This is a genomic window from Bacillus cereus group sp. BfR-BA-01347 (assembly GCF_022663835.1).
In the GTDB taxonomy this organism is placed as follows: domain Bacteria; phylum Bacillota; class Bacilli; order Bacillales; family Bacillaceae_G; genus Bacillus_A; species Bacillus_A thuringiensis_K.
In genome coordinates this window covers 14,271-40,304 of the sequence record NZ_JAKUGG010000021.1, presented here as the reverse complement: position 1 = coordinate 40,304, position 26,034 = coordinate 14,271, and the positions used below count along the sequence as shown (strand labels likewise).

Below are 26,034 nucleotides of genomic sequence, written 5' to 3'. Positions count from 1 at the left end.
ATTATATAGGAACTTATTGGATATTACACGTTTTATATAAATTTAGAAAATTAATATTTTTCCTAAACTTATAAACATTTATTTTGTATATAAGGAAAAATAGATGTATTTCCTATTACTTTTTGAAAGAGATTTCATAAATTATAGTATATCGATTGAAAGGAGGAGATTTGAATGGAATTTCAATTGTTGGTAACTTGTATATTACAAGAAGGTAATGCTTACTTTTTAGTAACGAAGGTAGACGATGTTATTACGTTAAAAGTACCGATTACTGCGGGAGTAGCAGGTTTATTCTTAGCTTTAGGTGTACCAAGATGTTCTTAATTTAAATCTCTATAGTAGAAGGGGAAGGGACATGCCTTCCTTTTCTATTATTACATAATATAATTATGTAAACTTAAATATCATATTTGTGATAGCACGTTTGAAATGGACATGCATATACTATAATGTTTCATTGGATGTTAGCGGTGAAAGGTAGTTTTAATAAGTGCATCCAGTGATGTTTTTAAGCTATGAAAATAAAAGAGGTGCTATTATATATGAAAAGAAAAACATTGGATATTCCAGTTACATTGCGAAGAGAGTGGTTTTTAATAGAGTTAGCTCATTTAACGAAAAAATATGGAATTGAAATTGCAACTAGCAAAATGGATGCTGCACCGTTTTTAAGAGATCAAGTTACGGAGTCAAAGATAGGGGAAGGGCTACAATACGATAAATATGATGATGAGTATATAATTGAAAATTAAAGGGTAACAACAAAATTAAATTAATTTATAACAAAATATAAAATAAAGCAGATTCTAAATATAGAATCTGCTTTATTATGAAATACTTGTAGTCAACTAGCCTCTTTCTAGTGTTTTTCCTACATATTTCTCTTGCGTTATTCCAAAAGAGTCACGAAGAATGCGAGCATAATCTTTAGATCCTATTGGTCGTTTATTTTTGGTGCCTTTAAAGGTTTCTGTATAATTTTTATTTGTTAATGATATGTGACCATAAGTAGTTAATTTACAAGTGATAGCTCCTTTATTAAAAGGAGATTCTTTATGCTCTACAATCACTTTTTGAATGTTATTCACTTTTTTCTCATCTATTGGATCTACAGTGAAAGCATAGCCTATTTTCCATTCGTTTGAAGGTTCAGATTGTAAGAAACTTGTAGATTCCCCGTTAGCTCCTTTTCTCATTTCTAAAATATGCGTACCTTTTCGAGTATTTTGCTTACGAATTCGATATTCTCCTGTTTGAGAGGAGATGACTTCTCCGTTAAAAGGGACTGGATGTAAAGGGAGATGAGATGCAAAACCTGCATCCACAACATAATCTTTATCCTCATGACTTAATATGATAATGACATGACCATCATCGGGTTTCCATTTATTACCGTACAGATCATAAACAGTACCGGCTACTTTGTATACTTGAAACCCACAATCAATTAAAAAATAATACAATAAGGAGTTTAATTCATAACACAGTCCACCTCGTTTTTGAATAAGTAACTTTTCTATTAAGTTATCTTTTGAGATATTTTTAATAGTACCAGCCATAATATCAAGATTTTCATAGGGGAGAATCATTCCCATTTTTAACAGAATTTCATCTAAATCATCAAATGTTATTTCTTTTGCAGGAATTTTTAAGCGTTTAAAAAACTCCTTTTGTAAATTGGTCATCATAAAGTATTCTCCTTTCTTTTAACAGAATTTTCTTCTGCTCACCGATAGGTTAGTACTTCTAAAAAGTTAATTCAAGTGCACGGAAATTATCATAATATATGTTTCTGGAAATATGATTTTCTATTCGGAAATTTCAGTTTAATTTTTAATCGTAGGAAAGTCATATAATATAAGCTCCTTTAAAATTAGTTTGTATTTAATGAAAAGAAAGTACATATCTTTATTATATTTTTCAATAACTAACTAGTAATAAAATATTTTTTCACTAAAATTTTTTCAAGATTTGTATGCTTTATATAAACAATAATGATTTAAAAAATATCTGAGTGTAGCGAAGTTAACAATTATTGAGAAACTTTTTTGTCGTATTCTATCAAAAGGAAGAGGTAGAAACAAAGAGAATAACGAGAGTTAAGGAAGAGGGTATACAACTAGTAACCTTCTAAAAATAGGGCTAACATCTTTTTAAAATAAAAGATTAGCTATTATTAAGGAAGGGAAAATATAAAATATTATAAAGAACACCTTCTTTCAAAAAAATAGGGGGAGTAATATGCGACTGATGAGAAGATGTGTGGCCTTACTAATTGTATTTTTTATCATGGCTCCAACGATTAGCACAAATGTACAGGCAGAAGTTGTAAAAGAGCTTGGAAAGGGGTTTCCTGATACAGAAGTATTCACACCTGGAGAATGGTTTTTAGGCCAAAAACCAGCTAATTATGATGAGAATAAACCGCCAATTCTCTTTGTACAAGGAAGAAATGGTAATGCTGATAGTTGGTATGGAAAGACAGTATATCATGATATAAATGATATGTATGATTATGCTTTAAAAGCAGGCTATCAAACAGTGTTTATACAATTGTATGATGCAGCGGGGAAAGGTTCGGCTAGTCAGTGGGATAATGGAAAATTGTTAGCACAAAAACTTGAAGAGATATATAATCATTTCGGTAAAAAAGTTAATATTGTAGCGCATAGTAAAGGTGGTATTGATACACAAGCCGCATTAGTTGAATATGATGCGAATCGATTTGTTGGAAATGTTATTACACTTGCTACACCGCATCACGGCTCAAATTTAGCAGATTTGTCATATAGTTGGTGGGCAGGGTGGCTTGCTTCTATATTAGGTCAAAAAGATGATGGTACGTATTCGTTACAAATAGGTGAAATGGCAAAGTTTCGTTCAATAATAGATAACAACCCAGCAGCTAAATTAAACCGTTACTATACGGCTACTGGAACTAGCTGGGGACCAACATTTTCTGCATTATCTATGGGCGGGTTATATTTATCATCGTACGGTTCAAATGACGGACTAGTAAATGAATGGAGTGCGAAGCTATCGTACGGTACACATTTATTTACAGATTCCAGATTTGATCATGACAATATAAGAAAAGGATCAGCTGTTTTTGCACGAATTGAACCATATTTACGTACGACAAATGTGGGATTACCAGCTTTAGTAGCACCCAGCAATAGTTCAAATGAAAATCTAGAACAATTAAATACAACTTCAAATCAAAATATTTTAGGAGGCGAATTACCACAAAATCAGTGGATAGAGCAAAGTATTTCTGTTGATAAAAAGGCTGAAGGAATAGTTTCTGTACTAACTGCTTCTTCTGATGTAGAAGTACAAATGGTATCTCCAAAAGGAAAAATCTATGCAAATAAAGATAGCGCTATAACTACTGGTGAAGGCGAATCTTTCTTTAATGGGGCGACAATTAGAACATTTAAGTTTGATAAATTGGAAGTAGGCGAATGGAAAATCAAAATGATGGCGAAGCAGTCGAAAGATGCATATTTAGTTGTAAGCGATTACAAGGATGACGCACCATTTGTTCTTCGAATGCCTACAAAAGTTAAAGTAAATAAACTTGAGTATAAACTCAAAAAATCACCTGTAGCACCTGAAATGAAAGGGGATCTTTCCATAACAGTAAGAGTCGTTAATAAAGAAGGTAAGTTAGTCTCTGAATTTAATGAATTACAAAATGTTCATACGAATACATTTTCAGGTGCTTTGAAAGATATAAAACAACCGGGAGTATATAACGTTACGATGGATATAAAAGGGATGAATAAAGAAGGAAAACCATATAATCGTACGATTGTTAAGTCGGTTTATGTAGAGAAATAAGGAAGAATAAATAAGCATAATAAAAAAGTGCAGAAATCTTGTGTTAGAAAGAATTCTGCACTTTTTTATGTGGGGAGAGATAATAAAAGTTGAAAAAAACTGTTATTCAATAAAAAAGATGCTGAAATAGCATCTGAATGTGAAGAAATAATTTTAACTTAGTTTTGTAACTGTTAATTCAACTGAATTTATACCATTGTCACAAGTTACAATACTTTGACGATTAAAACCACTATTATTTCTAAGTTGAAGAGTTGAATTAGCAGGCACTGTAACAATCGTTTCGCCAACGAGTTGAAGACATTCGTTATTTGATGAAGTATTCATTTGAATAGCGAAGTCACCTTGACTATTAGCAAGTGGATTGTTATTTAAAAATATAGTTATGACTGGGATATGTGGAAATACAGGATTTAAAGTAGTATTAATACTGGAAATGAACGAAACTCTATAATCACCAAATTGTCTAAAGTGTATAGTAGTAGGATTTAGTAAGGAAACGCCTCCTGCTAAAGGTCCAACGTGATTAAATGGAAAAGGATCGCCAAAAGGAACAGTTATAAATTCAGTTTGCCAAAAAGTTCCGTATGCAGGACAGCTGCGTTTATGTAGATGGTCACATGAACATTTTTTATTTGAATTGGAAGAAGATTTGCATGAGCATTTTTTATACGAGTTTGAAGAATGATAGTATGAACCCAATATATTACCTCCTATTCTTAATAAATTTAAACAACATAGTAGTTTATGAAGATGAATCACAATTGGCGTGTATGCTTGTACTATAAAAGGAGATAGATGTGGAATATAAAGTAGTCAAATGATGAAATGTAGTATTTGGGTATTACCTGTAACACCTTTTGAAGATGATGAGGTTCATAATTTGATAGAAAAATAAATGGAATTTCTAAATAGATTGAAGTAACGAGGAAACGTTTATCCCGCTATTTTCCGAGCAGTAAGACTCCCATCTCAAAATTCAGCGAAAGCAAAGAAGTTAGGTGGGGGATGAATTAAACCCCCACTCATTAAAATTTCAATTTACTATATTTATTTAGTCTGACAAAACAGCAATATTATCTTTAGCTGTATGGATGTTATCATTTGGTGAAGTTATGACATTTAACTGTATGTATATTAGGTTATTCAGTTTATTTTTTTATTTGCGTAGCTGGGCAGGAAGAAGTCAGAAAATATAGAATAATGTACATATGAAGCATCGTTTGTTTTTGGTGTGAATAGTAATTAAAGATACGCTAAAATATTTAAAATTGTAACGAAAGAGAGATTAAATAATAGAGGGAGCAACTTACATGGAAAATATATTAAAGGTATCTTCAAAATCAAGCCCAAATTCAGTCGCGGGTGCAATAGCGGGTGTACTAAGAACAAGTGGTAATGTGGAAATTCAAGCGATTGGGGCTGGAGCTATAAATCAAGCGATTAAAGCCATTGCGATTGCAAGAGGGTTCGTCGCTCCAAGTGGTATTGACTTAGCTTTTGTTCCAGCATTTCAAGAGATTTCTATTAATAATGAAGAAAGAACAGCGATTAAATTAATTGTAGGTCCTAGAAAGAAAAGGTCTTAGTAGAAGAGAGTGTTACTATAAGTGGAAAAGGCCAATAGACTTCCCATGTTAGATACGTTATTTTATGTAACCGATCTCCTTGGGTGTGGAAACGGCATTATACCGGATGCATGTCTGTTAATTTCTCCTTAAATTTAGCAGGTGTTCTAGATACTTAAAAATGCCAAATCCTTTGTGATATAAGAGATTTGGCATTTTTGATGTTTTTAAAAATAAACAACACTAAAACTGCTCATTCTTCTCCCAAGATTCAACGAGGTAGTATGGAAACCCTTATTATATCAAGGTTTCTAAGTGGTGATTTCCCTCGATGCTCACATTTTGCTCACATTAAATCTTTTCATTTTTTATCAGGTGTTTTCATTAGATTTGATTATGCTCTCAAAGTTTTCCGCTGCTTGTTGCTGCATGTTCTGTGTGATGTGACTATACTTGTCTAAAGTCATTTGAATAGATGAATGCCCTAAGCGATCTTGTACGATTTTAGGGTGTTCCCCAGCTTGAAGCATTAGTGTAGCGTGAGTGTGTCGTAAGTCGTGTATACGAATTCGAGGAACACCAGCTTTTTTATAGTGATCATTCAAAAAGCGATGAGGAGCATCTATATGTAAGGGCGAATGTATCGTATTGCCAGTGAAAATAAATGCCTCTTCATTCAAGTGTATACCCCAGCGGAAAAATTCTTTCTTTTTATAGGAGTAGTAGGATTGTAACTTCCCTATAACAAAAGAAGAGATACTAATGCTTCTATTTGAAGACTTAGTTTTTGTAGCAGCTTTAAATAGTCCCTTTTCTGTTTTTACAAGCGATTTATTAACCAGGATACGTTTATTATCAAAGTCAATATCTTTCCACGTTAGTGCAAGTAATTCTCCGCGTCTCATACCTGTATAAATTGCAAGTAAGAAGAACATATGGTATTTAATATTTTTTCTTTTAAATACTGGAGGAATCGATTACATTCTTCGCTAGACCATGTTTTCATCTCACCTTGCTCTTCACGTGGTTTTTTAACCTTATTCATTATGTTATCATGTATGATTTCCCATTCTACTGCATGTTTGAATATGCATCTGAAGCAGCGATGGATATTGCTGATTGTACCATTTGACAGGCCTTTTTCTTTAAGTTCAGCATAGTAGCTTTGAATCATTACGGACTTAATACTTTTAATTTTTTTATAACTAAATGGGGGAAGGATATAGAGTTTAACTAAGCTCATGTCTTTTTCATAAGATGTAATTTTTAATTCAGCTTTACGAAGAGGCTTTAACTTTTCCCATACATCTAAAACAGTTAATTGTTTGTCATCAAAATATATTCCTTTCTCTATCTCTGTAATCATCGTTGCAGCAGCATTTTGGGCTTCTTTTTTTGTTCTAAATCCACTTTTACTTTTTTGCTGGCGTTTTCCTGTTGCTGGATCTATACCGATATCTATTGTAAAAGACCACGTATTTCCACGTTTACGAAAACTTCCTTTCATATTCAATACCTCCTGAATCGTTATTTTTGAAAATTACAGTATTGTGATATTTGATTCTGTAATTTACTTGCTAATAATTGATTTTCATAATGTAAAAGTCTTTTTTCAGCAAATTGTGTTGTTACATTGAATTTTTCTGAGATTATATATGCGTTTAACTGTAGGGGAGGAAGCTTTCGTAACATAAAAGTAGGTACACAAAATTGTTGCGCGAAGTTTTTAGCCTTTGCTTCTTGATAATCCAGAAACATTTGGTGCATTAATAATTGATTACCAGAATGAAATAGGATGTGACAGGTCTCATGACCAAAATCCTCCCATTGTTCTTTCTGAGAGATACGATTATCAATAACTAAGTTAGTTATTTGATTTCTTTCCATTGCATGACTTCCAAACGGAGCAAAGTACAGCCAAATGTTTAGCTTTTTCGCAATCTCCATCATATCAATTTGTTCAGGAACAATTATAGATAAGGATTGGTACAAGTGCTGGATATAGTCTTCGAGTTGTGTAGTATAGTAGGGTTGCGATTGAAACATATTTTCACTCCATTCATAATTATACAGAACAAGCGTTCTGCATAATTATAATATAATAAAAAAGAGATGGATGGAAGGGGAAATTGGCATTAATGATTTTTAATAAGAAAGATTTATAAAAATTAAAATAAACATTTTATGATTAACCTCTTGTCAGGATAAAATGTAAAGATACGGTAATATATGAATGAAATATATGGTAAAGTAGATTGAGAGAGTTTGGAAATGAAAATAAGTATAAAAGAAAAACAAATGATGGAGCATTTCAATATATATATATAATCACTGATTAATATGGGGGAATATAGTAAAAAAACAATTATAAATTTTAATTTAGTTTGTAACTAATTAGTCTTATCCATATAAAAAACATATGAATTTTGGGGTGTATTTATGAATCGAGTTATTTTAAAAGAGTTAAGTATTAATAATCAAACAATACATTTTAATAAAGGATTAAATTACATAGTTGGAGAACACGGAACAGGAAAAACCAACCTCTTTCGAATAATTAAGTATATTTTAGGGATAAAAAGAGATTTGGAATTAAAAGGTAAATACTCCTTATCCTTAGTATGTAACTTTGGAGATAAGGAGGTAAATATAATAAGAGAATATGGTTCTAAAAGAATTGTTTTTGAAACAGATTCTACCATAGAGTTAAAAGCAAATTCAACAGAGCTAAAGGAGTATTATAATATTTTGTTGGAACCTTTTTTTAAGGGCAATAAAATAAAAAACGCAGGATTAAACATATTGAGTTTTGGATTTCTTTCTCCTATGAAAGCTACCTCATCAATAGGAACCCATATAAGAAGAAAAGAATTGATAAATACTATATTAGGAATAGATGAGCGATATACAAAGCAATTAGAAAATGATTTAGAGGTTATAAAAAAAGACGTCGAGAAAGAAGAAATGATAAAGCAATCAATTGGAAGTTTCATCCAAGGTGTTTTATCCGAGGGACTAAAAAAAGAAGAATTAGATAAAGAAAACTTAAATATTATGAGTGATATTATAAATCAGCAATACACGCAAATTGAAAAAGGGTTTATGGAAAAACGGTTATTTTTAGATAAAGCACAAAATGCAGTTTTAAAGATTATTAATGAACAGAAACTCTATCAAAAAGAGAGAATGTCATTAATTGAAGATTATTATTCTGATTTACTTAAGAGAATTGGAGTAGATTCTTACATAAATCATTCTCAATATATAAAAGAAGATATGATGTATAATTTCAAACTATTTGATCATACATCATCACTTTCCTCAAGAGGAGAAAATGAGGCTAGAAGTCTCTGTTTTATGATAGCTTTGATGAGACATGGATATGATGAGAGCCATAATGGAAGTGGTTTGATATTTGACGATATAGATTATAATTTTTCGGGGAACATGGAAGATAGATTAACTGATTTAATAAATGAAGAAGCTATTAATAATAGTCTTCAATATATTAAAACCTCAAGATTTAAAGATCGAGAGATACCAAAAGAAGCGAATATTATTAACTTAGATAATGTAAAGTGGGGATTGCTGTAATGGATGAGAGAAGTTCAAATATCGGTTTTTTTATATCTATTATTTCTGTAATTGTTTCTGTAATAGGTTTAATATTTGGAGATGATATTGTAGGTAAATTTTCTGGTCCAAAATTAAGCATGGTTTCTACAAAGATAGATGCTAATCCCCCAAATAAAGAAAGTGATGGAGAAATTAAGAGAAGTTCAAATCTACCAGATTTTGTTCGGGTAGTTGAAATAAAAAATGAGGGATCTAATCCATCTAAAAATTTAAAATTAGTATTAAAAACAGATGGAGAAATATATGATCATCGGATGGAGAGTACAGAAAATATTAAAGAAGGAAGAAAAATAGATGGAAAGACATTAGAAATAAGTTTAGACAGATTATCAGCAAATGCCAACCTTGAAGTAAAAGTATGGATGAAAAATGGTGATTCTTTATTTAAGGTTAGCTATGCAGATGATAAAGATAGTCAGGATTTGGTTAATGTAAAAGAAGAAAAAGGGAATAGTATACTAAATAATGTTTTCATATTTATCAGTATTATTTCAACAGGATTTTTAGTATTTTTATATGTTAAGAGATTTAGCCATAGAGAAATCCAAACATTAAATAATGAGAATATACGTTTAAATAATAATGTGAATTCATTGATAGAAGCATTTGCATTTTATATGGGGGGAAATGCAAATGAAAATACTGAAGTGGATTCTTCTACACGAAATGAGGAAGCTACAGATAGACTGCAAAGTGTAATAGATCAGTTAAATTCAGATAGAGACAATTAAAGTTATTCTATTGAACGGAATAGAATAGATAGATAAGGTTTATTTATAAAGTTAATTAGTCTTTATAGTTTGTTTGAAGGGAAGATTTAATCGAATGATAACAGAGGAAGAATTTTTAAAAATACCTACCTTAAAGAGAAGTTTGCAAGATGAAAAAGTAATTATATTTTTAGGGTCTGGTTTTTCTTTAGATCTTGGGAATCCTAATTGGATAAATTTAGTTATAGGGATTATAGAACACATAGTAACAGAAACTGGTGATGAATCTTACTTACCATTTAAAGCTATTTTAAAGAATGGCACAATGGAAGTTCTAGATGTGCTAGATGTTATTGAAAAGAAAGTGCAAAGAAGACATATAATGGATGGTTTAGTGAAGCACATAAAAGAAGCTGTTTATTCAGAAAAACATAAGAAATTATTAAATATAAGCAGAAAATTAATTACTACGAATTATGATAGACTTTTAGAACATAATTCAGAAATACGTCATATTTTCACATATGATAATCTATATCATATTTCTGGGATTAAAGAGAAAGATGAATTCATTTTAAAACTTCATGGTTGTATAAATGATCCAGATAAATGTATATTGTTCAGAAAACAATATGATGGAATATATACAGAAGAAAGCGCTGCAATATTAAAAATGGAAGGTCTAATTCAGGATTATACATTTCTATTTGTCGGTTTTAGTTTTGCAGATCCATACGTAAAAGACCTGTTTAATAAAATAGATAAAATACTTAATGGGTATGGTAATACTCATTATTTAATTACAACGGAAGAATCTGAAGTAATAAATAAGTGTAAATATATTCAACAAATTAAAATTGAGAATTGGGCTAACATAGAAACTTTATTAGATAGTTTGGTCACTCTAAAAAAAAAAGTTAAGCAAGAACGACTTGAGTCTCTTTTTGAAGTGAAGGGAGGTATTTTTGAAATAGATGATAAAGAAGCAAATGAGTTTCGAGATTTTATTATAGAATTTCATGAAAAATCACCAGAATTTACACCTATAGAAATTAAGGAAGAAGATAAGTATTCTAAGTTTAAAAAGATTAGAAAAAAATTCGAAGATATGAAATGTAGTGGGACAATGCAAAGGAGATTTGAAAAACGCTTTGTTGTTCGGTTTCCTTTAATTACAGAGATACTTAATACGGAAACTTATATTCAAAGTGATAAGAAGGAATTAATAACAGATTTAATTGTGGCAGAGTTTTGTAAAATGGACTTGGCTACATTTAAAAAAGGAGACCATGTGTTTGAAAAGTTAATTGACAATGTACAAGTTTTATATGAGAGTAAGGTGGCCTCTATAGATAGTGATAGACTTCGGTTTTATATAACAATTTTTGTAGCATGGGTAATCAATGAATGTGATATATTTGATGACCCTTTAGAATAATCTAATAATAAAAGTGAGTTGAAGAATGAGTGAATTATTTCTTAATGACTAAACATAAAACAGTTGAAGAAAATATTCTCTATACATCTAAGGTATTATTTCAATGCTTAGAGAAACCAATGCATATAGATGAGTTATTTATGATATATTATGAGGTACAGAAAAAAGAATTTAGTGCCAATATTGAAAATCTTCTTTTTTCTAGTTTAATATTTTTATACAGCATGGATAAAATCGAAATTTCTAACCATATTATAAAGAAGGTGTTTTAGGAATGATACTAAAAAAACTAAGTATCCATAATATGGATAGTAAAACAATAGTTAAAACATATGAATTTAAAAAATATGGCCTAAATGTTATTTTAGGAGATAAGCGTAGTGATGATGATGATGATACGAATGGGGTGGGAAAATCATCGTTTGTGAAACATATGCATTTTTTACTGGGAAGAGATTTTTCAAAAGAAAACATCCCAAGAGTCTTATTAGAGAATAGTATATTAACTTGTCTAGAAATAGAAATAAATAACTCGAATATATATTTAGCTAGATTATTTACGGATCAGAAGCATGGATATATACTTCAAAATCAAGAATTTGATTATGATTTAGACGGTCGCTGGATGAGATTGAAAAACAAAGATTATAGAGAAAGTATTAACGACATTTTAAATCATAGTAATGAATCTAATGTAACCTTTGCTGCTTTAAGAGATTATATAATTAGAGATGAGAAAAAAGGATTTAGCTCAATAGTCAATACTAGTTATAATAGACTACAACAGTATAAGACTTACATTTCACTTTTTAACTTACCTAGTAATTTTGAGGAATCGATTCAAAAGATAACCAAAACAATTGAAGAATTAGAAAAGGAAAAAAAATTTATTTCTTCGTATAATCAATCATCTGGGAAATTAGAGATTAAAAAACAAGAAATTTTAAAAGAAGTGCAACAACTAGAAAATCAAATCTCAAAAATTAACTTAGGGGAATTTACTTCTAGTCAGGCTGACCAATACTCAAGGTTGAAAATTCAACAGAGTAAATTACAAAGTGAAATTTTCAAAATAAGATTTAATATTAAGCAGTACGAAAAAAACATAAAGAATTTAGAAACAAAGGGAACTGAGTTAGAAAAATTGGATGAGTTAGAGGAATTCTATAAACAAATTAACATATATTTCCCTAGATATATAAGGAAAAATTACCAAGATATACAAGATTTTTATCGCCTTATGAAAGACGATAGAGGAAATTTCTTTACAGAACAGATTAAAACAGCAAAATTAGAATTACAGAAATTATCTAAGAAAAATACTGAAATTGAAGAGAGATTGGCTGAGTGTACGAGTGTTTTAAAAGAAACTAATTTTATAAATGATGTTACTCATATACAAAGAAGGTTAAATTTACTTCAAACAGAATTAGCAGAAATAAATGTTAGAATTAAAGGTCTTGAAAAGATAAATGAATTAAATGTGCAAATCCAAGAAGAGAAGTTAGAACGGTCTAGAGAGATTGTTAAATTACATAACAAATTTAAATCATTTAATGAGCAGGTAAGTCAATTAAATAATATCTTTTCAGAAATTATAAATAAAACTTATGATGATAATTCAGGATATTTAACGTTTTCATTTGACAATAGTACGAAGGGTTCACCTGGTCGGATAAAGATAGATTGTTTTATTCCGGAAGAAGATTCATATGGACGTCATAACTCGAAAATCAGAGCTATAGATCTAACTTGGTTAATATATAGGGTTAGGAATGAATTACCAATCGAATTTTTAGTTCATGATGGTTCTTTCTCGGCTACCGATAATCATGCAGCGTATAAAATGCTAAAGTTTATACATGAAACTTTAAGTAAGTTTAAAAGGGGACAATATATAGTAACTCTAAATAGAAAAGATTTAACTGATGAGGCATTAGAATATTTTAAAGCAAATGGTTTAGTAATAGCAGATTTAAAGAAGGATAAAGATGAAAATCGTTTCTTTGGTTTTAAATATTAAATACTACTTAAATTTTTTTTGAAAATTTAAGTAGTATAAAAAGCTCTTTTTAGGGCTTTTTTATATTCAGAAGATGTTGTACATATCTAAGATTTCACATCCTGCTATACAATGATAACTAAAAATTTTCCTTATTTTATTCAAATATCTTCATCTCTAAAATTTCGTCTTACTAATCAAAGGTGGAATATTCACCATGTTTATTTAGTAAAAATAATCTATTGATGGAACAATATATAACACAACAAGTGTAATTGTTGTGTTATATATTGTTTATTTTATTTATCTTCATTTTGTTTAACCTTTTCATTCTGCATTATAAATTCCCAAAAACGTTTTAATTCTTCACGTTTCTCAGGGGATGCGTCTTTAATATCTTTAAACCAGAGTCCTAGTTCTGGATCGTGTGTTGTTATATTTAACATAGATGTTTCTATTCGATTAGAAATGGACTCCCTACCTAGTAAAAAATCAGTTGTAACGTTAAAAAGATCTGCTATTTTTAAGATAGTTTCCATAGGCGGTTGTTTTGTATTATTTTCATATGCAGTATATGTAGTACGGGCAACGCCTAACTTATTAGCTACATATGTTTGTGTCCAAGTAGATTCTTTCTTCTTTTTTTCTTCCCGTAAACATTTCAATTGCTCTCCAAAAGTCTTCAAAATAATCACCACCATCGAGTTAAAATAGTTACTCTAATTATAAACCAATTTTCATGTTACTAATAGTAACTTGTTATTTAAGTTCTTTAAAGGAACATTAATTGTTGACTTGTTTCTTTAAGGAACATATAATTAAATTAAGAAATTAATTAGGAATAGAGAGGAGTATTGATATGAGGAAATGGCTAAAAGATTATAGATGTGTAAAAGGTTATACTCATGAAGAGGTTGCAAATCAGTGTAATATGTCTAGAAGTTATTACACACATATCGAAAATGGGACTAAAACACCCTCAGTTCTAATTGCTAAAAAATTAGGGAGAAGTTTGAACTTCAATTGGACCATTTTTTTTGAAAATACATGTTCCTTAAAGGAACATGTCGGAGTGAAGGGGTGATAAATATGATTAGCTTTGATATCGATTCATTTCGTCAAATTATCCGAGAAGAAGTACAAAGAGCAACAGAACATCTTCAGCCAATGAAAGAATTACCACCATTTTTAACTATTACAGAATTAATGGAACTATTACATATTAAACGTACCAAAGCATCTGAGTTATTAAACCGTTCTGATTTTCCAGTATGTCGTGAAGCCGGGGTTCTTATTCCTACACACCTTCTTTTTAAGTGGATGGAGAATCACACTGAATGGGTAGAAAACAATACGGAGTATTACAATCTATTCAAAGAATCCGTCTAATAACAAATTACCATAGTAAGTTGTCACAAATAAATAATGCTTTAGGTACGAATGGGGGAAGTAAACGATGTCCATAGGAAAAGAAGTTGCTATGGCACGCAAAAGAAAGGGAATCACCCAAGAACAACTCTCCTTAGAAATCCCCGTGAGTCGTGAGTCACTAGCAAAATATGAAACTGAACAGCGACGATTACCAGAAGATTTACGAAAATGCATTACTGAAGGAATTGATGATCCACAGTTATTTTTTAAAATGTGGAATGAAGCAACAGGTCATGTAAGTGTCCCATTCTTTAATGGAGAGCATATTGATCTTCATCCTACAAGCATGAGGTACATGGTCCAGCAAGAAACAAATGAAGCTTTGGAACAACTCGATAGGGTATGTTGGTTTAAGCCTTCACAAACTTGGTCTGAAAGTGAGAAAGAGGATTTGAAAAAAGTAATGCATGAAATCTTGGATGCTACAGGTTCAATGATGAGCCTCGTAGCGGTCCTATGTGATCAATATGGTATTTCAATGAAAGAAGTCTTTAAGTACTGGAAAGTATCATTACGAGCTAGGAAGTATATAAAAGCTTAATTTAATTATTTTATTGGGGAGGTTTAAGTTATGACAATTGATTATGCAAGTCCAACTTTAAATCAATATAAAACGCTAATTCGTAAGGAAGCAAATTTATATGGTGATATTCGAATTGCAGCAGTTTGTGGGGACTATATGAAAGCTAGGGATTTAAAACAAGAGAAGAAATTAATGGAGATAAGAATTCGAATTATAGAAGCAGCTTTCGTTTTGAAAAACAAAAATAAAAAAGAAAAGACTACCGCATAGCCCGCGATAGCCAAGAAAATTAACATATGAATTATAGCATACTTCAATTTACTGCGACAAGTAATTGTGCTTGTCGTTATGATCAGAAAGGCTGAGTACCCCTATCTTTTAATAGATTCTGCTTTTTCTTTCTGTTCATAACGATGCGTACAGTATCAATTACTAGAAATAAGGAGTAAGTCATGAAATCAGAATGTAATCGTCTGTTTGATTTAGTTCTACCAGGGGATTTTACCTTTGCAAATGAATTACATAACTGTATGGTGACATGTATTCATAACATGTTCAATGCTGGTTCATTAGATGAAGCAAATCATTGGGAGAAGGAATTAAATAGATGCGCAAAAGAATTCAAGAGCCTTCGTAATGAAAAAGAGGATCACGATGTATCAAAGAGTTATTGTGTAGTTGTTAAAAGCCTTCAAGGGCAGGGGATCAATGCATCAGTAGTTAGTCGAAGAAAATAAAAAATCTATCACTTGGCAGAGTGATAGATTTTAGACTCTTATAGAGAGTCTTTCTAAAAATTGAATTGGATTAAGTATATCAAAGCAAATCAAGTAAAACAATGGAGGATGAATAATATGGCAGTTTATAGACCTGTTCAAGTTTCATATTGGCAAGATGCGTTCGTTTTAGATCTTACACCGGAGGAGAAATACTTCTACTTATACTTAATGACTAATAGCAAAACTTCTCAGAGTGGTATCTATGAGCTTCCATTACGAGTGATAGAAATGGATACAGGGTATAACCGTGAAACGGTTGAGAAGTTGCTAGAGCGTTTTGCTGATTACGGGAAAATTCATTACAACAAAAAGACGAAAGAAATTATGTTGCTTAATTGGCTTAAATTTAATGCTATTACAAATATGAATATTGAAAAGTGTGTGTTAAAAGAAATCCAAAATATTAAGTGTGAAGATTTTTTAATTGATTTTTATGAGACATGTTTAGATTTAGAACAGCAGCAAGATTTTAAAATTCCCCGTATTAAGGAATACTTCCAAGCTCGTTTTGAGTGGCTTATAAGGGGCTTCGAAGACCCTATGAAGGAAAAAGAAGAAACAAAAACAGAAACAAAAGAAAAAGAAGAAACAAAAACAAAAGAAGAAGCAGCAAGCTGCTCAAGAGATAAAAAAGTTGCAGAAGAAAATCCAATAGCATTCTATGAACAAAATTTTGGAGTTCTTAAACCATTTGTAGCTGAGGGTATTAATGCATGGATTGAAGATTTGAATGCACAGCTTGTTATTAAAGCAATGAAAATAGCTCTAGAAAAGAATGCACCTAATATGTCTTATGTACAAGGTATTTTAAGAGATTGGCATGCTAAGGGGTATAAGAGTATTACTGATGTTGAAGCTGCACAAACTCAATTCCGTAAGAAATACCATTCTCGTGGTGGAAGAAATAATGCTCGAAATGAAATTGTTCCTGATTGGTTACATACCCAAGATACGGAAACACATTCTCAGTCAGTAGAGCGTAGTGAAACCGAATTAGAAGCTGAACGTAAACGTTTAGAACAAGTGTTATCTAAATATAAAAAAGAGGCTTAGGAGGATTGTAATGCCAAAGCAGTTAACAATATTTGATGTTGAGCCTGTAGTAGCATTCGATACTGAGAAAGCACACATTCATCGATTAAATTCTAAAGTTCGTTTTACGGATGTAGTTGTTCAAGTGCCAAAACAAGTAAGAGCTACTGATGAATTAAAACCAACAACAGCGCCAAATGATCAGTATGAATTATTTGAGGAATATACAATTGGAATTTGGAGATTTAAGCGAGTGGAAGATAAGCAGTTCGATTGGGAAGAAGCGGTGGAGCTTTGCAAGTCTGCGAGAGATAATAAAGAACCGATTTCAATACGACTTTATTTATCATTAGAACAATCATTTATTCCCGATAATGTTGTGGAATATCTATAACAAAATAAAAAAGTCGAGATTGCTCCCGACTTGCTGCGACAAAATAATCATAATATACGGGAGTGGTCTTAGTGGGAAGTATTAAAGAAAATCTTGTAGAAATGAAAGCTGAAATAGATTTGAAAATAAACGGAATATATGTTGTTAAAAATGGTCAGGTCCAACTAATAGAACCACCCCAAGGTGGATTTGGTGAACAATCATTTGTATATCAAAGTGGAAAAGTAATTCGTATGGAAGAACGAAAAACACAGTTACTTTAATCAAATTTGAATTTTATTAAAAAGGGGAGATTTAAGTGATTGAAACAATAATAGTGAAGTGGTATTGCAAACATTGTGATTCTTTTAACCGTACAGAGGTACGTGCAAAAGGGAACGTTAATGATGAACATTATCATGGCTTTTGTAAAAAATGTAATGAACAACATTATGTAGTTATGTCAGTTCAATTAGAAGCAATGCAACCTGTAGAAGAAAACTAAAACAAAGCGTTATTTGAATAGAAAAGGGGCAAGCAAAGATAAAATAAGACCGCTCCTTTATAGGAACGGCCGTACAAATATCATGTGCTGGAGGTTGCTCCAAATGGCATAAGATGTTTTCTCTAAAAAGTATGGACAAGAAGTTTTACGGTTATACGTAAAAACGGCAGGCAACTAATTAAGTTACCCGCCTGTTCTCAAGTGGTACGGAGGAGAGAGCTCCGTTTGGAAAGAGTACAGCCTTGGGAAATCGGCTTGCAGATAGTATGTACGATATAAAAAAGATTATTCGTAAAATGAAATATAAATGATTTTTTAATGAAAGTATTATTTTGTAGGATATTAATTAAATCGGAATTTTGTTAAGAGATGAAATGTTGAACAAATGTGAGTGATTAGATGATACTAAGGTAAAAGAAAAAGAACCCTTTATAAGGATTCTTTTGGGGAGTCAATCTAACATTCACATTCGTAATCACGGTAATATTCATCGCACGAATCATTTCTATCATTGCAGCAGATACAAAATGTCTTTTTAATCAATACTTCAATGAAATTAAGGAATTCGGTATTATTTGTGAGAGTAAGGCTTTGAAAATCTTCTACTTGAAATACTCTTGTTTCATTTGTAGCAAGAGTCACGATAATTGGTGTAGGAGATTTTCTTGTTTGAATAGTGACTTCGATGGGGGAGACATCTTCGGGAACAGATATTTGAAGTAATGTTTTGTTGTGATTATTAGTTAAATCTTCAAAAACTCTTCTTGAAGTGTCAGGGGGTACGATAATAGTTAAAGGTGCATTTTCGGTTGGGGTAGTTTCTGAACCAGCTACGGTATGAGTTTCGATGAAACAGTTATCTTTTTGATAGTGAGAATTTAATTGTTCTTTATAATATTTGTTACGAGAATCATTTTGATTATTGCAACAGATACAAAATGTTTTTTGAATGAATATACCAATATTGCTATTGATATTAGTATTATTTGTGAGAGTGAGGCTATGGAAATCCTCTACTTGGAATACCCTGGTTTCACCTGCAACTATTGTTACATTAATCGGCAGACGAGAACTTCTTGTTCGGATAGTTACTTCAATTGGTTGGGAAGTACCGGGAATGCGAAGATCAAGTAATGTTTTATTGTGGTTATTGGTGGAATCTTCAAAAGCAGTTCTTGTAGTGTTAGCTGGTACGTTGAAATTTAAAGCTGTATTCGAACCAGTTATTGTATGGGTTTCGATAAAACAGTTATCTTTTTGATGGTGAGTGTACAATTGTTTTTTATAATACTTTTTACCATCTTTATAAAAATAATCAGCCATACTTATGTCGCTCTCCTTTCTTTGAGATATCTATATATTTTATAAAATAAAGCATAAAGTGCTTGTACAAAATAATAAAATCCGCTCTCGTAATTAATTTAAAAAAATTATTTGATATGTAAATGTAAGAGCACTTCGGGAAGTGCTCTGTAAAGACTATCCATTCTAAAAAGAAAATAAAATATTTTATGAATTTATTTTTGATATTTGGTGTATTCTTTGTATAAAAATTTCATTAGAAACTGAAAACTAGATGCCATAATAGCGCCTAGTTTTAAAGGAGTACTGATACTAGTTTAATTTGATAATGTTTAATTCTAAAGCATTTATTCCATTATCGCATGTACGAATGTCTTTTTCGCCTACAAAGCTATTATTTATAAGTTGAAGTGTTGAGTTGGCTGGGACTGATAAAATAGTGTCCCCAATGAGTTGAGTGCAATCTACATCCTCTGAATCTAGTATCGAAAGACCAAAAGTAGCTTTGAAATTGGGAATTAGACTGTTATTTAATAGTATAGAAATGGTAGGCGAATAAGGGAATGAAAGGGCTACAGTCAAGTTAATCGAGGAAATGAAAGAAATTCGATAATCCCCAGCTTGTGTGATATTAATTGTGGTTGGATTTAACAGAGAAATTCCCCCTACCATAGGGTCAGCCTGATCGAAAGAAAAAGGGGATTCGAAAGGGACTGTAATGATTTCCGTTTGCCAAAAAGTTCCGTAAGCTACTGATAGTGATCCAGTAGGTCCAGTAGGTCCAGTAGGTCCAGTAGGTCCAGTCGGCCCAGTCGGCCCAGTAGGTCCAGTGGGTCCAGTCGGCCCAGTCGGTCCAGTCGGCCCAGTAGGTCCAGTCGGCCCAGTAGGTCCAGTCGGTAGTGTAAATGGTGGAACAGGTGGTAAAGTAGGTCCAACTAAATTAGGATTTATTGCAGCAGAAGATAAAAACTCGTCCATTATATTTTCACCTCTGAATAGTTAGTATTACTAATAGTAAATGCAGGGATAGAGAAAAGCGAAATGGACAAGTGAGGAATTAGATAATGGAATTTTCATAAAAGCGTTATTTTATTATAGGAAAATAGGTGACTCAGCAAGTGTGCCAGCCGAGTCACCCAGTACTATCGATCCAAATAATGTTCTTTTTCTATATGTATTTATGTTGAGTTCCTAGAGGCTAGCTCAAAAACCACAGTTAAAGGACAAAGAAAATCAGTTTAGAGAGTATTAGATTTTATTATGTTAATGCTACAACAGCAAGAGTTAAGCCCAACGTATTTAATGTATTAGAATATGGTCCTACATTAACAGTAAGAGTACTTGTTATACCTGAAGGTGTAGTGAAAATTGCGGGTGCTGATACAGAAGTGAATCCTGCAGTATATCCAAGAGAAGTACCTGAGCCAATGATTGGATTATTATTCAGATACATAGTGATACCTGCCGAATTACCTCCTGGTTGAATAATAACTTGCACTTCATAGATTGCCAAATAGGTTCTTCCACCTTCAAGTAAAACAGTTGTTGGTGGTGTGAATGAGATTGCGGTTCCATTAGAATTTACCACGGTATCTAGTGGGATCGCAGAATTTACAGAAACTATTGTTGGGGTAGTTTGAACAACATTTAAACTGTTAGCCGTGGGGGATGGACAAGTGCAAGGTTTGTGAATGTTAGAGTTGTTATCATTTTGGTAATTCACAAATAATCAAACTCCTTTGTGTAAGATAATTTTTTATCTCATATAAAACGTAGCTTTTTTGTGTATCTATGTTATTTTTAATAAGTTTGTAAAATTTAGCCGAATAGTATTGCTCAGTCAATTCTTAAAAGTATTTGATACTCTAGGGATTTCAAAGTGCATTCGATAAATATATATGAATGTTTTTCAAGGACATTACTGTAAGTTAGGAAACATAATAAAATAGTTATTGTATAATGACAAAAATTAAAGAACCTGTTAGTAATAACAGGTTCTGTGTACAAGGAGTTCAAGGAATACAAGGAAACCACTCCAGGGAAACCTGTGTACTTCTTGGCTTAATAGTAATGTATTCAAAATAAGCAAAAAAAATGAATGAAAGTTAAGTAAAAGTTTTTTATGACCAAAAATAAAATAACCCACTACTTAAAGTAGGTTATTTCGATGAGGTGTGCAAGGAATTCAAGGAAACTGGACCAGAGAAACCTGTGAAATTCCTTGTGATAATAATGTATGCAAAGGAATCAATAAGGTTGATGAATTTTAAACAGAATTCTTATTTAATAAAAAAATCGTGTACGAAAAATGTACACGATTATATAGAAACTATGTCTTGCGTGCCCATTGCATTCTATGTTTATTGTATGTAAAACGTGATACATTGCAATACATTAAAAGAGCACTCTTAAAAGAGCACTCTGACCAAAACTAATATTGAAAAAGGATACCCAAGATATTATATGTATGTTTTTTAGCTATGTGTAACTTTAAAACAAAATCTTTCTTTTACACAACAAAGCAGCTAGTTAATAAAACTAACTGCTTGTTGTACAAAAGAAACGCTGCGCTTACAGAAATAGTTTGTAACTTTAAGTTACAAAAATAGTATGAACAGGGTTAAAAATGTTATTCAGAAATGAAAGAAAACAAAATAAAAAAGAGCACCATGCATAAGTGCTCTTTAAGATAGGTGGTAACACTTTGAGCTGAATGTTTAGGTTAAAATTATATGGCGCAGAAAAGAAATAAGACCTAAAATTTATTTTCAACTCAATACAAAAGAGTAGCTAGCAAAAGCTAACTGCTCATTGAAAAAAAGGAATCTACACCAGGTTATTTACTGTCAGAGTTTCAAGAAACAAATGATTAAATTAATCTAACTTTTCAATTACAATTGAAGCATTTACATTTGTTTGTGTTCCACCTGCCAAAGTTTGCAAAGTGACCGCAGCAGCTGAAGTATGATTGTGAAGGGTAAGAACATCACCTGCGGCTAAAGAGAGGATTGTTTGCCCAGTGTTTTGCTGAGTTCCTGCACCTGATCCATAAACTGCGTTGGTAACTGGAGCACCATTTAAAAAGAGCGTAAATTGATTAGGTTCAACTCCTGATACAGAAAAAGAAATCTTATAATCTCCTGCATTAATAACCATAATCTGAGAAGTTCCAGGAGTATGAGTAATACCAGGTGTCATTAAACCATTCGAACTAAAAAGAATAGGTGCTTCTAAGGCAACAACTTGAGCTGCTGTATTGAAAATATAAGCGTATTGAGATAATCCAGATACTGTAAGGCCGGTAGGCCCAGTAGCTCCGGTAGCTCCAGCGGTTCCTGGTAGTTCAGTAGGTCCAGGAATGCCTTGGATGCCTTGGATACCTTGAAGCCCAGTTGGGCCAGTCGGGCCGATAGGTCCAATAGGTCCTGGATTACCTTGAATACCTTGGATACCCTGAATTCCAGTCGCCCCAGTTATTCCAGTGGGTCCAATAGGACCAATAGGCCCCGGATTACCTTGAATCCCCTGAATCCCTTGACTTCCTTGAGGTCCAGTGGGGCCAGGAATACCTTGGATACCTTGAAGTCCGGTTGGTCCTGGTGACCCAGTTGGTCCAGTCGGGCCGATAGGTCCAATAGGTCCTGGTGGTCCCCCGGAAGGTCCAGTCGGGCCCGTTGGTCCTGGTGGTCCCCCGGAAGGTCCGGTCGGGCCAACAGCTCCAGAAGGTCCAGTTGGACCTACAGAACCAGGAATGCCAGGAATCCCTTGAGGGCCGGTCGGGCCAGGAATCCCTTGAATGCCAGGAATCCCTTGAATGCCTTGAATGCCTTGAATTCCAGTGACCCCCGTTATTCCAGTCGGTCCAATAGGACCTTGAATGCCAGGAATGCCTTGGATGCCTTGGATACCTTGAATTCCAGAAGGTCCAGTTGGACCAATAGATCCAGAAATCCCAGGAATCCCTTGAGGTCCAGAAATACCTTGAGGACCAGTAGGTCCCAGGTTACCTTGAATTCCAGTAGGCCCGGTAGGTCCCGGAGGTCCACCTGAAGGTCCGGTAGCTCCAGTAGGTCCCGAAGGCCCAGTAGCACCGGTTAATCCAGTAGACCCGATTTGAGGCAACGGAAAGGCGCATGGAAATGGGATGTGACATTTCTTTTTAAATTTACTCATTTTTACACCTCCGTTATAAACTAACTAGCCAATTTATATTTATACTTTAACAACTTATGAGCAAGCAGACATATGGGTGTAAGGTAAAACTATAAAAATCATATGAAAGGTTTTAAGAGCAAGCCTCTATTTCACATTCCATACCAAAAAGAGCACCATATATAAGTGCTCTTCTGACTAAAACTTTTAATGTAAAAGAGTATGTGATACCAAATGTAATTTTTTATGGAAGTGAAGTATTTGAACAAAAACGCTATTTGGTATCTAAATTGTATATGTAGAAAGGAACACCTAATTAAAGTGCTTCTCAGGAGGTTGAATATAAATGCCTTTTCATTAACTATTATTATGCTTATTTTATCAAATGGTGAAAAACTTGGACAAAAACTGCATTTGACACAACAAAGCAGCTAGCCAGATTAGCTAACTGCTCCATTGCGGTTTGTTGAAAAAGAAGTTCACGCATACAAGTAAATAATATGTAACTTCAAGTTACAGTTATGGTGTGAACGGAATTTAAAATTTTATCCAGGATTTACTTAATTTTAATAATAACTAACAAAAAGAAATTGGAGTTTGCTTACTGTAATATAAGTTGCGGAAAATTTATTACGGCTGGGATTACTGTAAATATTCTTAGTGAAATTGTTGCTGACCTTGTTGGTTACCCATTTGCTGACCTTGTTGGTTACCCATTTGTTGACCTTGTTGATTACCCATTTGTTGGCTCACTTGATCAACTTGTGCTTGAGCTTGAGAAATAGCTTGATTTATTTGACTTAACGTTTGATTAGATTGTAGATGCTGTAATCCTTGGTTTAATGTTTGAATAGCTTGTTGAATTGTTTGCTGTAATTGTTGATCAGCTTGTTGCATTTGTTGTTGAGATTGTTGACTAAATTGTTGAAGTTGTTGCATTAACTGATTAGCTTGTTGTACTCCTTGTTGGCCACCCATTTGTTGATTTTGTTGTACTCCTTGCTGTTGCCCTTGAGATGCTTGAGATAAAGATTGATGTAACTGTTGAATTTGATTTTTAAGATTAGTTAATTCTTGTGAAACTTCTAAATCAGCAGCTTTACGTGCCACTGCTTCAACTTTTTTCTCAGTACGTTTGTCCATTTTTAACTCCTCCTTATGTAACCACATTATTGTGTGGAACATTTTTATAATGTACAAATTCTTATTTTTGATACTAAAAAAATAAAATTTAAAGACTAGGGAGGAGAGGGATATAAATAGTACTTTAATCAAAAATAGGACAAGCAATTTTGCTTGTCCTAGAAGGAGGAAATTTCAAAACACCAAATTGACTCGTATTGGTAAACAGGTTCCTGCATAGTATGACTCAAATTAAGAAAGTTATACAAAAATAGCAGGCAAAGAAACTTTGCCTGCTTGTGGATTGAATGAGTTAGCCAATTGTGATGAAACGCCTTCCCATCCTTTTACAAGAAGAGTGAAGCCACTAGTTCGAATGGCTTAGAAGTATCGTGTGTAGTTTAGTTGAAAAATATGTAAAGGAAGATAAAGAATTTATTTTATAGCAAAAAAGAGCATTATTTGTAAATGCTCTTGAAAGATGAGCTTCAATAATAACAAGAGATCAATTCAAAATAATTTATGATTTTCTTATTTTATGATGGAAACTAAATGTAAAATAGGAGCGGGAATTTTGAATTTGAAGTGCATCTCAAATGACAATCAATCAAGCATTTCATAAATAGCATGTACTTAGGTTGAAATTTAATACAACAAAGCAGCTGGTTAATAAAACTAACTGCTCGTTGTACAAAAGAAACGCTGCGTTTACAGAAATAGTTCGTAACTAATAGTTACAAAAATAGTATGAACAGGGCTGAAAATATTATTCGGAAATGAAAGAAAACTAAACAAAAATTTCATTTTATAGAAATAAGGAAACTAAAAAAGAGCACTATGCATAAGTGCTCTTTAAGATAGGAGGTAACACTTTGAGCTGGGTCTAGGTTAGAAGTATATGGTGTAAAAAAAGAAATAAGACCAGAATTTTATTATTAACTCAATATAAAAGAGCAGCTAGCAAAAGCTAACTGCTCAGCCCTCAGAGAAAGGGAAAAAGAAAATTACAGAGGTCACTGTGAATTCAAGCTGTATCAGCCCATTTATAGTATTGGACAGAATTTAGAATTTTATTCGAACAAACTAAAAAAGAGCAGTTATCATAGCTAACTGCTCTCACAAACTCTGCAAAAATGGACTACTTTGGGGAAAAAGCAGCTTGTACTTAGTATTAACGGAATATTGGATTTTATTCTAGGGAATGAAAATTTGAATTACTTATAAATTCCTAATAACTAAAAGAGCAGCTAGCAAAAGCTAACTGCTCTGTGAATAAGAAGAACGAAATGGTCATTCGTATTCAACCTTGGTGTATCTATATTGTAAACATGTTTTAGAAATTTATTCAATATAAGAGCAGCTAACAAAAGTTAACTGCTCAAGTAGATACAACTTGGGTAAGAAGCAAGTTGTATTGTGATTAGTATTGTTAGAATATCGAATTTTATTTGTTTTAATAAAAAAGCAGCTAGCAAAAGCTAGCTACTGAGCCCCAGGGAAGGGAGAGGAGCGATATATTAGGTCTAAGTTTGAAATAAGGGTTTTAGATTTTAAGACCTAACCTAAATATAGTATGGATTTTGTTTGAGTTATTATGCAAATAAATTGTTCCTCT

General features: G+C 32.3%; 26 protein-coding genes and 1 pseudogene. 17 read left to right on the top strand and 10 right to left on the bottom strand.

What is annotated here, in order from left to right; translation table 11 throughout:
• The first annotated feature begins 174 nt into the window (after window positions 1-174).
• Together exsG and MR143_RS24825 are read left to right on the top strand one after the other, a co-directional pair.
• Window positions 175-327, top strand: coding sequence for an exosporium protein ExsG (gene exsG / locus MR143_RS24830; protein ID WP_000395679.1), 153 nt, complete (start codon window positions 175-177; stop codon window positions 325-327).
• Between the two features lie 218 nt (window positions 328-545).
• Window positions 546-755 (top strand): hypothetical protein, encoded by a 210-nt coding sequence (locus tag MR143_RS24825; RefSeq protein ID WP_000824206.1) that lies wholly within the window; start codon window positions 546-548, stop codon window positions 753-755.
• A 96-nt stretch (window positions 756-851) separates the two neighbouring features.
• On the opposite strand, the gene MR143_RS24820 is transcribed toward MR143_RS24825, so the two are convergent.
• Complete coding sequence (locus tag MR143_RS24820; RefSeq protein ID WP_151521997.1) at window positions 852-1,691, bottom strand: arylamine N-acetyltransferase family protein; 840 nt, start codon at window positions 1,689-1,691, stop codon at window positions 852-854.
• A gap of 553 nt (window positions 1,692-2,244) precedes the next feature.
• On the opposite strand from MR143_RS24820, the gene MR143_RS24815 reads away from it, so the two are divergent.
• Entirely contained in the window at window positions 2,245-3,846 is a 1,602-nt protein-coding gene (locus MR143_RS24815) for an esterase/lipase family protein (RefSeq protein ID WP_001238694.1), read from the top strand.
• 153 nt (window positions 3,847-3,999) lie between these two features.
• Here the strand turns inward: MR143_RS24815 and MR143_RS24810 are convergent, their stop codons facing one another.
• On the bottom strand, window positions 4,000-4,548 hold the full coding sequence (locus tag MR143_RS24810; RefSeq protein ID WP_199717885.1) for a preprotein translocase: 549 nt from the start codon (window positions 4,546-4,548) through the stop codon (window positions 4,000-4,002).
• Between the two features lie 611 nt (window positions 4,549-5,159).
• Here MR143_RS24810 and MR143_RS24805 point away from each other — a divergent pair.
• Window positions 5,160-5,435 (top strand): stage V sporulation protein S, encoded by a 276-nt coding sequence (locus MR143_RS24805; RefSeq protein WP_000427801.1) that lies wholly within the window; start codon window positions 5,160-5,162, stop codon window positions 5,433-5,435.
• A gap of 350 nt (window positions 5,436-5,785) precedes the next feature.
• On the opposite strand, the pseudogene MR143_RS24800 reads toward MR143_RS24805, so the two are convergent.
• Together MR143_RS24800 and MR143_RS24795 are read right to left on the bottom strand one after the other, a co-directional pair.
• Window positions 5,786-6,921: pseudogene (locus tag MR143_RS24800) on the bottom strand (site-specific integrase).
• Window positions 6,922-6,941: 20 nt separating this feature from the next.
• Window positions 6,942-7,460: an ImmA/IrrE family metallo-endopeptidase gene (locus tag MR143_RS24795; protein WP_088063176.1), complete on the bottom strand. Its 519-nt coding sequence runs from the start codon at window positions 7,458-7,460 to the stop codon at window positions 6,942-6,944.
• Between the two features lie 393 nt (window positions 7,461-7,853).
• Between MR143_RS24795 and MR143_RS24790 the strand changes: the two genes are divergently transcribed.
• From MR143_RS24790 to MR143_RS24775, 4 genes are all read left to right on the top strand, one after another.
• Window positions 7,854-9,008, top strand: a complete 1,155-nt coding sequence (locus MR143_RS24790; protein WP_242281062.1) for an AAA family ATPase — start codon at window positions 7,854-7,856, stop codon at window positions 9,006-9,008.
• Window positions 9,008-9,781: a hypothetical protein gene (locus MR143_RS24785; protein ID WP_242281061.1), complete on the top strand. Its 774-nt coding sequence runs from the start codon at window positions 9,008-9,010 to the stop codon at window positions 9,779-9,781. The genes MR143_RS24790 and MR143_RS24785 overlap by 1 nt, the downstream gene beginning before the upstream one ends.
• 94 nt (window positions 9,782-9,875) lie before the next feature.
• The gene (locus MR143_RS24780; RefSeq protein ID WP_242281060.1) at window positions 9,876-11,198 is read left to right on the top strand and encodes an SIR2 family protein; all 1,323 of its coding nucleotides are present in this window, start codon (window positions 9,876-9,878) and stop codon (window positions 11,196-11,198) included.
• Window positions 11,199-11,472: 274 nt separating this feature from the next.
• Entirely contained in the window at window positions 11,473-13,221 is a 1,749-nt protein-coding gene (locus MR143_RS24775) for a DUF2326 domain-containing protein (protein ID WP_242281059.1), read from the top strand.
• Between the two features lie 278 nt (window positions 13,222-13,499).
• Here the strand turns inward: MR143_RS24775 and MR143_RS24770 are convergent, their stop codons facing one another.
• Window positions 13,500-13,886: a helix-turn-helix domain-containing protein gene (locus MR143_RS24770; protein ID WP_242281058.1), complete on the bottom strand. Its 387-nt coding sequence runs from the start codon at window positions 13,884-13,886 to the stop codon at window positions 13,500-13,502.
• A 173-nt stretch (window positions 13,887-14,059) separates the two neighbouring features.
• On the opposite strand from MR143_RS24770, the gene MR143_RS24765 reads away from it, so the two are divergent.
• The 9 genes from MR143_RS24765 to MR143_RS24725 all read left to right on the top strand — a co-directional run bounded on the left by MR143_RS24765 (window position 14,060) and on the right by MR143_RS24725 (window position 17,843).
• On the top strand, window positions 14,060-14,284 hold the full coding sequence (locus MR143_RS24765; protein ID WP_242281057.1) for a helix-turn-helix transcriptional regulator: 225 nt from the start codon (window positions 14,060-14,062) through the stop codon (window positions 14,282-14,284).
• 5 nt (window positions 14,285-14,289) lie between these two features.
• Entirely contained in the window at window positions 14,290-14,589 is a 300-nt protein-coding gene (locus MR143_RS24760) for a helix-turn-helix domain-containing protein (protein ID WP_242281056.1), read from the top strand.
• Between the two features lie 67 nt (window positions 14,590-14,656).
• Window positions 14,657-15,172, top strand: coding sequence for a helix-turn-helix domain-containing protein (locus MR143_RS24755; protein WP_000022023.1), 516 nt, complete (start codon window positions 14,657-14,659; stop codon window positions 15,170-15,172).
• 30 nt (window positions 15,173-15,202) lie between these two features.
• Window positions 15,203-15,424 carry a hypothetical protein gene (locus tag MR143_RS24750; RefSeq protein ID WP_000151153.1) on the top strand — a complete coding sequence of 74 codons (222 nt, stop codon included), beginning with the start codon at window positions 15,203-15,205 and terminating at the stop codon, window positions 15,422-15,424.
• Between the two features lie 182 nt (window positions 15,425-15,606).
• Window positions 15,607-15,891 carry a hypothetical protein gene (locus MR143_RS24745; RefSeq protein ID WP_000834163.1) on the top strand — a complete coding sequence of 95 codons (285 nt, stop codon included), beginning with the start codon at window positions 15,607-15,609 and terminating at the stop codon, window positions 15,889-15,891.
• Between the two features lie 117 nt (window positions 15,892-16,008).
• Window positions 16,009-16,986, top strand: coding sequence for a DnaD domain-containing protein (locus tag MR143_RS24740; RefSeq protein WP_000312157.1), 978 nt, complete (start codon window positions 16,009-16,011; stop codon window positions 16,984-16,986).
• Between the two features lie 10 nt (window positions 16,987-16,996).
• Window positions 16,997-17,359, top strand: a complete 363-nt coding sequence (locus MR143_RS24735) for a hypothetical protein (protein ID WP_001125989.1) — start codon at window positions 16,997-16,999, stop codon at window positions 17,357-17,359.
• A 71-nt stretch (window positions 17,360-17,430) separates the two neighbouring features.
• Window positions 17,431-17,622 (top strand): DUF3954 domain-containing protein, encoded by a 192-nt coding sequence (locus MR143_RS24730; protein WP_000534814.1) that lies wholly within the window; start codon window positions 17,431-17,433, stop codon window positions 17,620-17,622.
• A gap of 35 nt (window positions 17,623-17,657) precedes the next feature.
• Window positions 17,658-17,843, top strand: coding sequence for a hypothetical protein (locus MR143_RS24725; protein WP_000573309.1), 186 nt, complete (start codon window positions 17,658-17,660; stop codon window positions 17,841-17,843).
• Window positions 17,844-18,299: 456 nt separating this feature from the next.
• Here the strand turns inward: MR143_RS24725 and MR143_RS24720 are convergent, their stop codons facing one another.
• The 5 genes from MR143_RS24720 to MR143_RS24700 all read right to left on the bottom strand — a co-directional run bounded on the left by MR143_RS24720 (window position 18,300) and on the right by MR143_RS24700 (window position 24,440).
• Window positions 18,300-19,166 (bottom strand): hypothetical protein, encoded by an 867-nt coding sequence (locus MR143_RS24720; protein WP_000796371.1) that lies wholly within the window; start codon window positions 19,164-19,166, stop codon window positions 18,300-18,302.
• A 291-nt stretch (window positions 19,167-19,457) separates the two neighbouring features.
• A complete protein-coding gene (locus MR143_RS24715) occupies window positions 19,458-20,123 on the bottom strand; it encodes an exosporium leader peptide-containing protein (RefSeq protein WP_242281055.1) in 666 nt (221 codons plus the stop codon).
• Between the two features lie 280 nt (window positions 20,124-20,403).
• Window positions 20,404-20,868 carry a hypothetical protein gene (locus MR143_RS24710; protein ID WP_002163978.1) on the bottom strand — a complete coding sequence of 155 codons (465 nt, stop codon included), beginning with the start codon at window positions 20,866-20,868 and terminating at the stop codon, window positions 20,404-20,406.
• 1,151 nt (window positions 20,869-22,019) lie between these two features.
• Entirely contained in the window at window positions 22,020-23,318 is a 1,299-nt protein-coding gene (locus MR143_RS24705) for a BclA C-terminal domain-containing protein (RefSeq protein WP_242281054.1), read from the bottom strand.
• 636 nt (window positions 23,319-23,954) lie between these two features.
• Window positions 23,955-24,440: a hypothetical protein gene (locus MR143_RS24700; protein WP_242281053.1), complete on the bottom strand. Its 486-nt coding sequence runs from the start codon at window positions 24,438-24,440 to the stop codon at window positions 23,955-23,957.
• Window positions 24,441-26,034 lie beyond the last annotated feature (1,594 nt).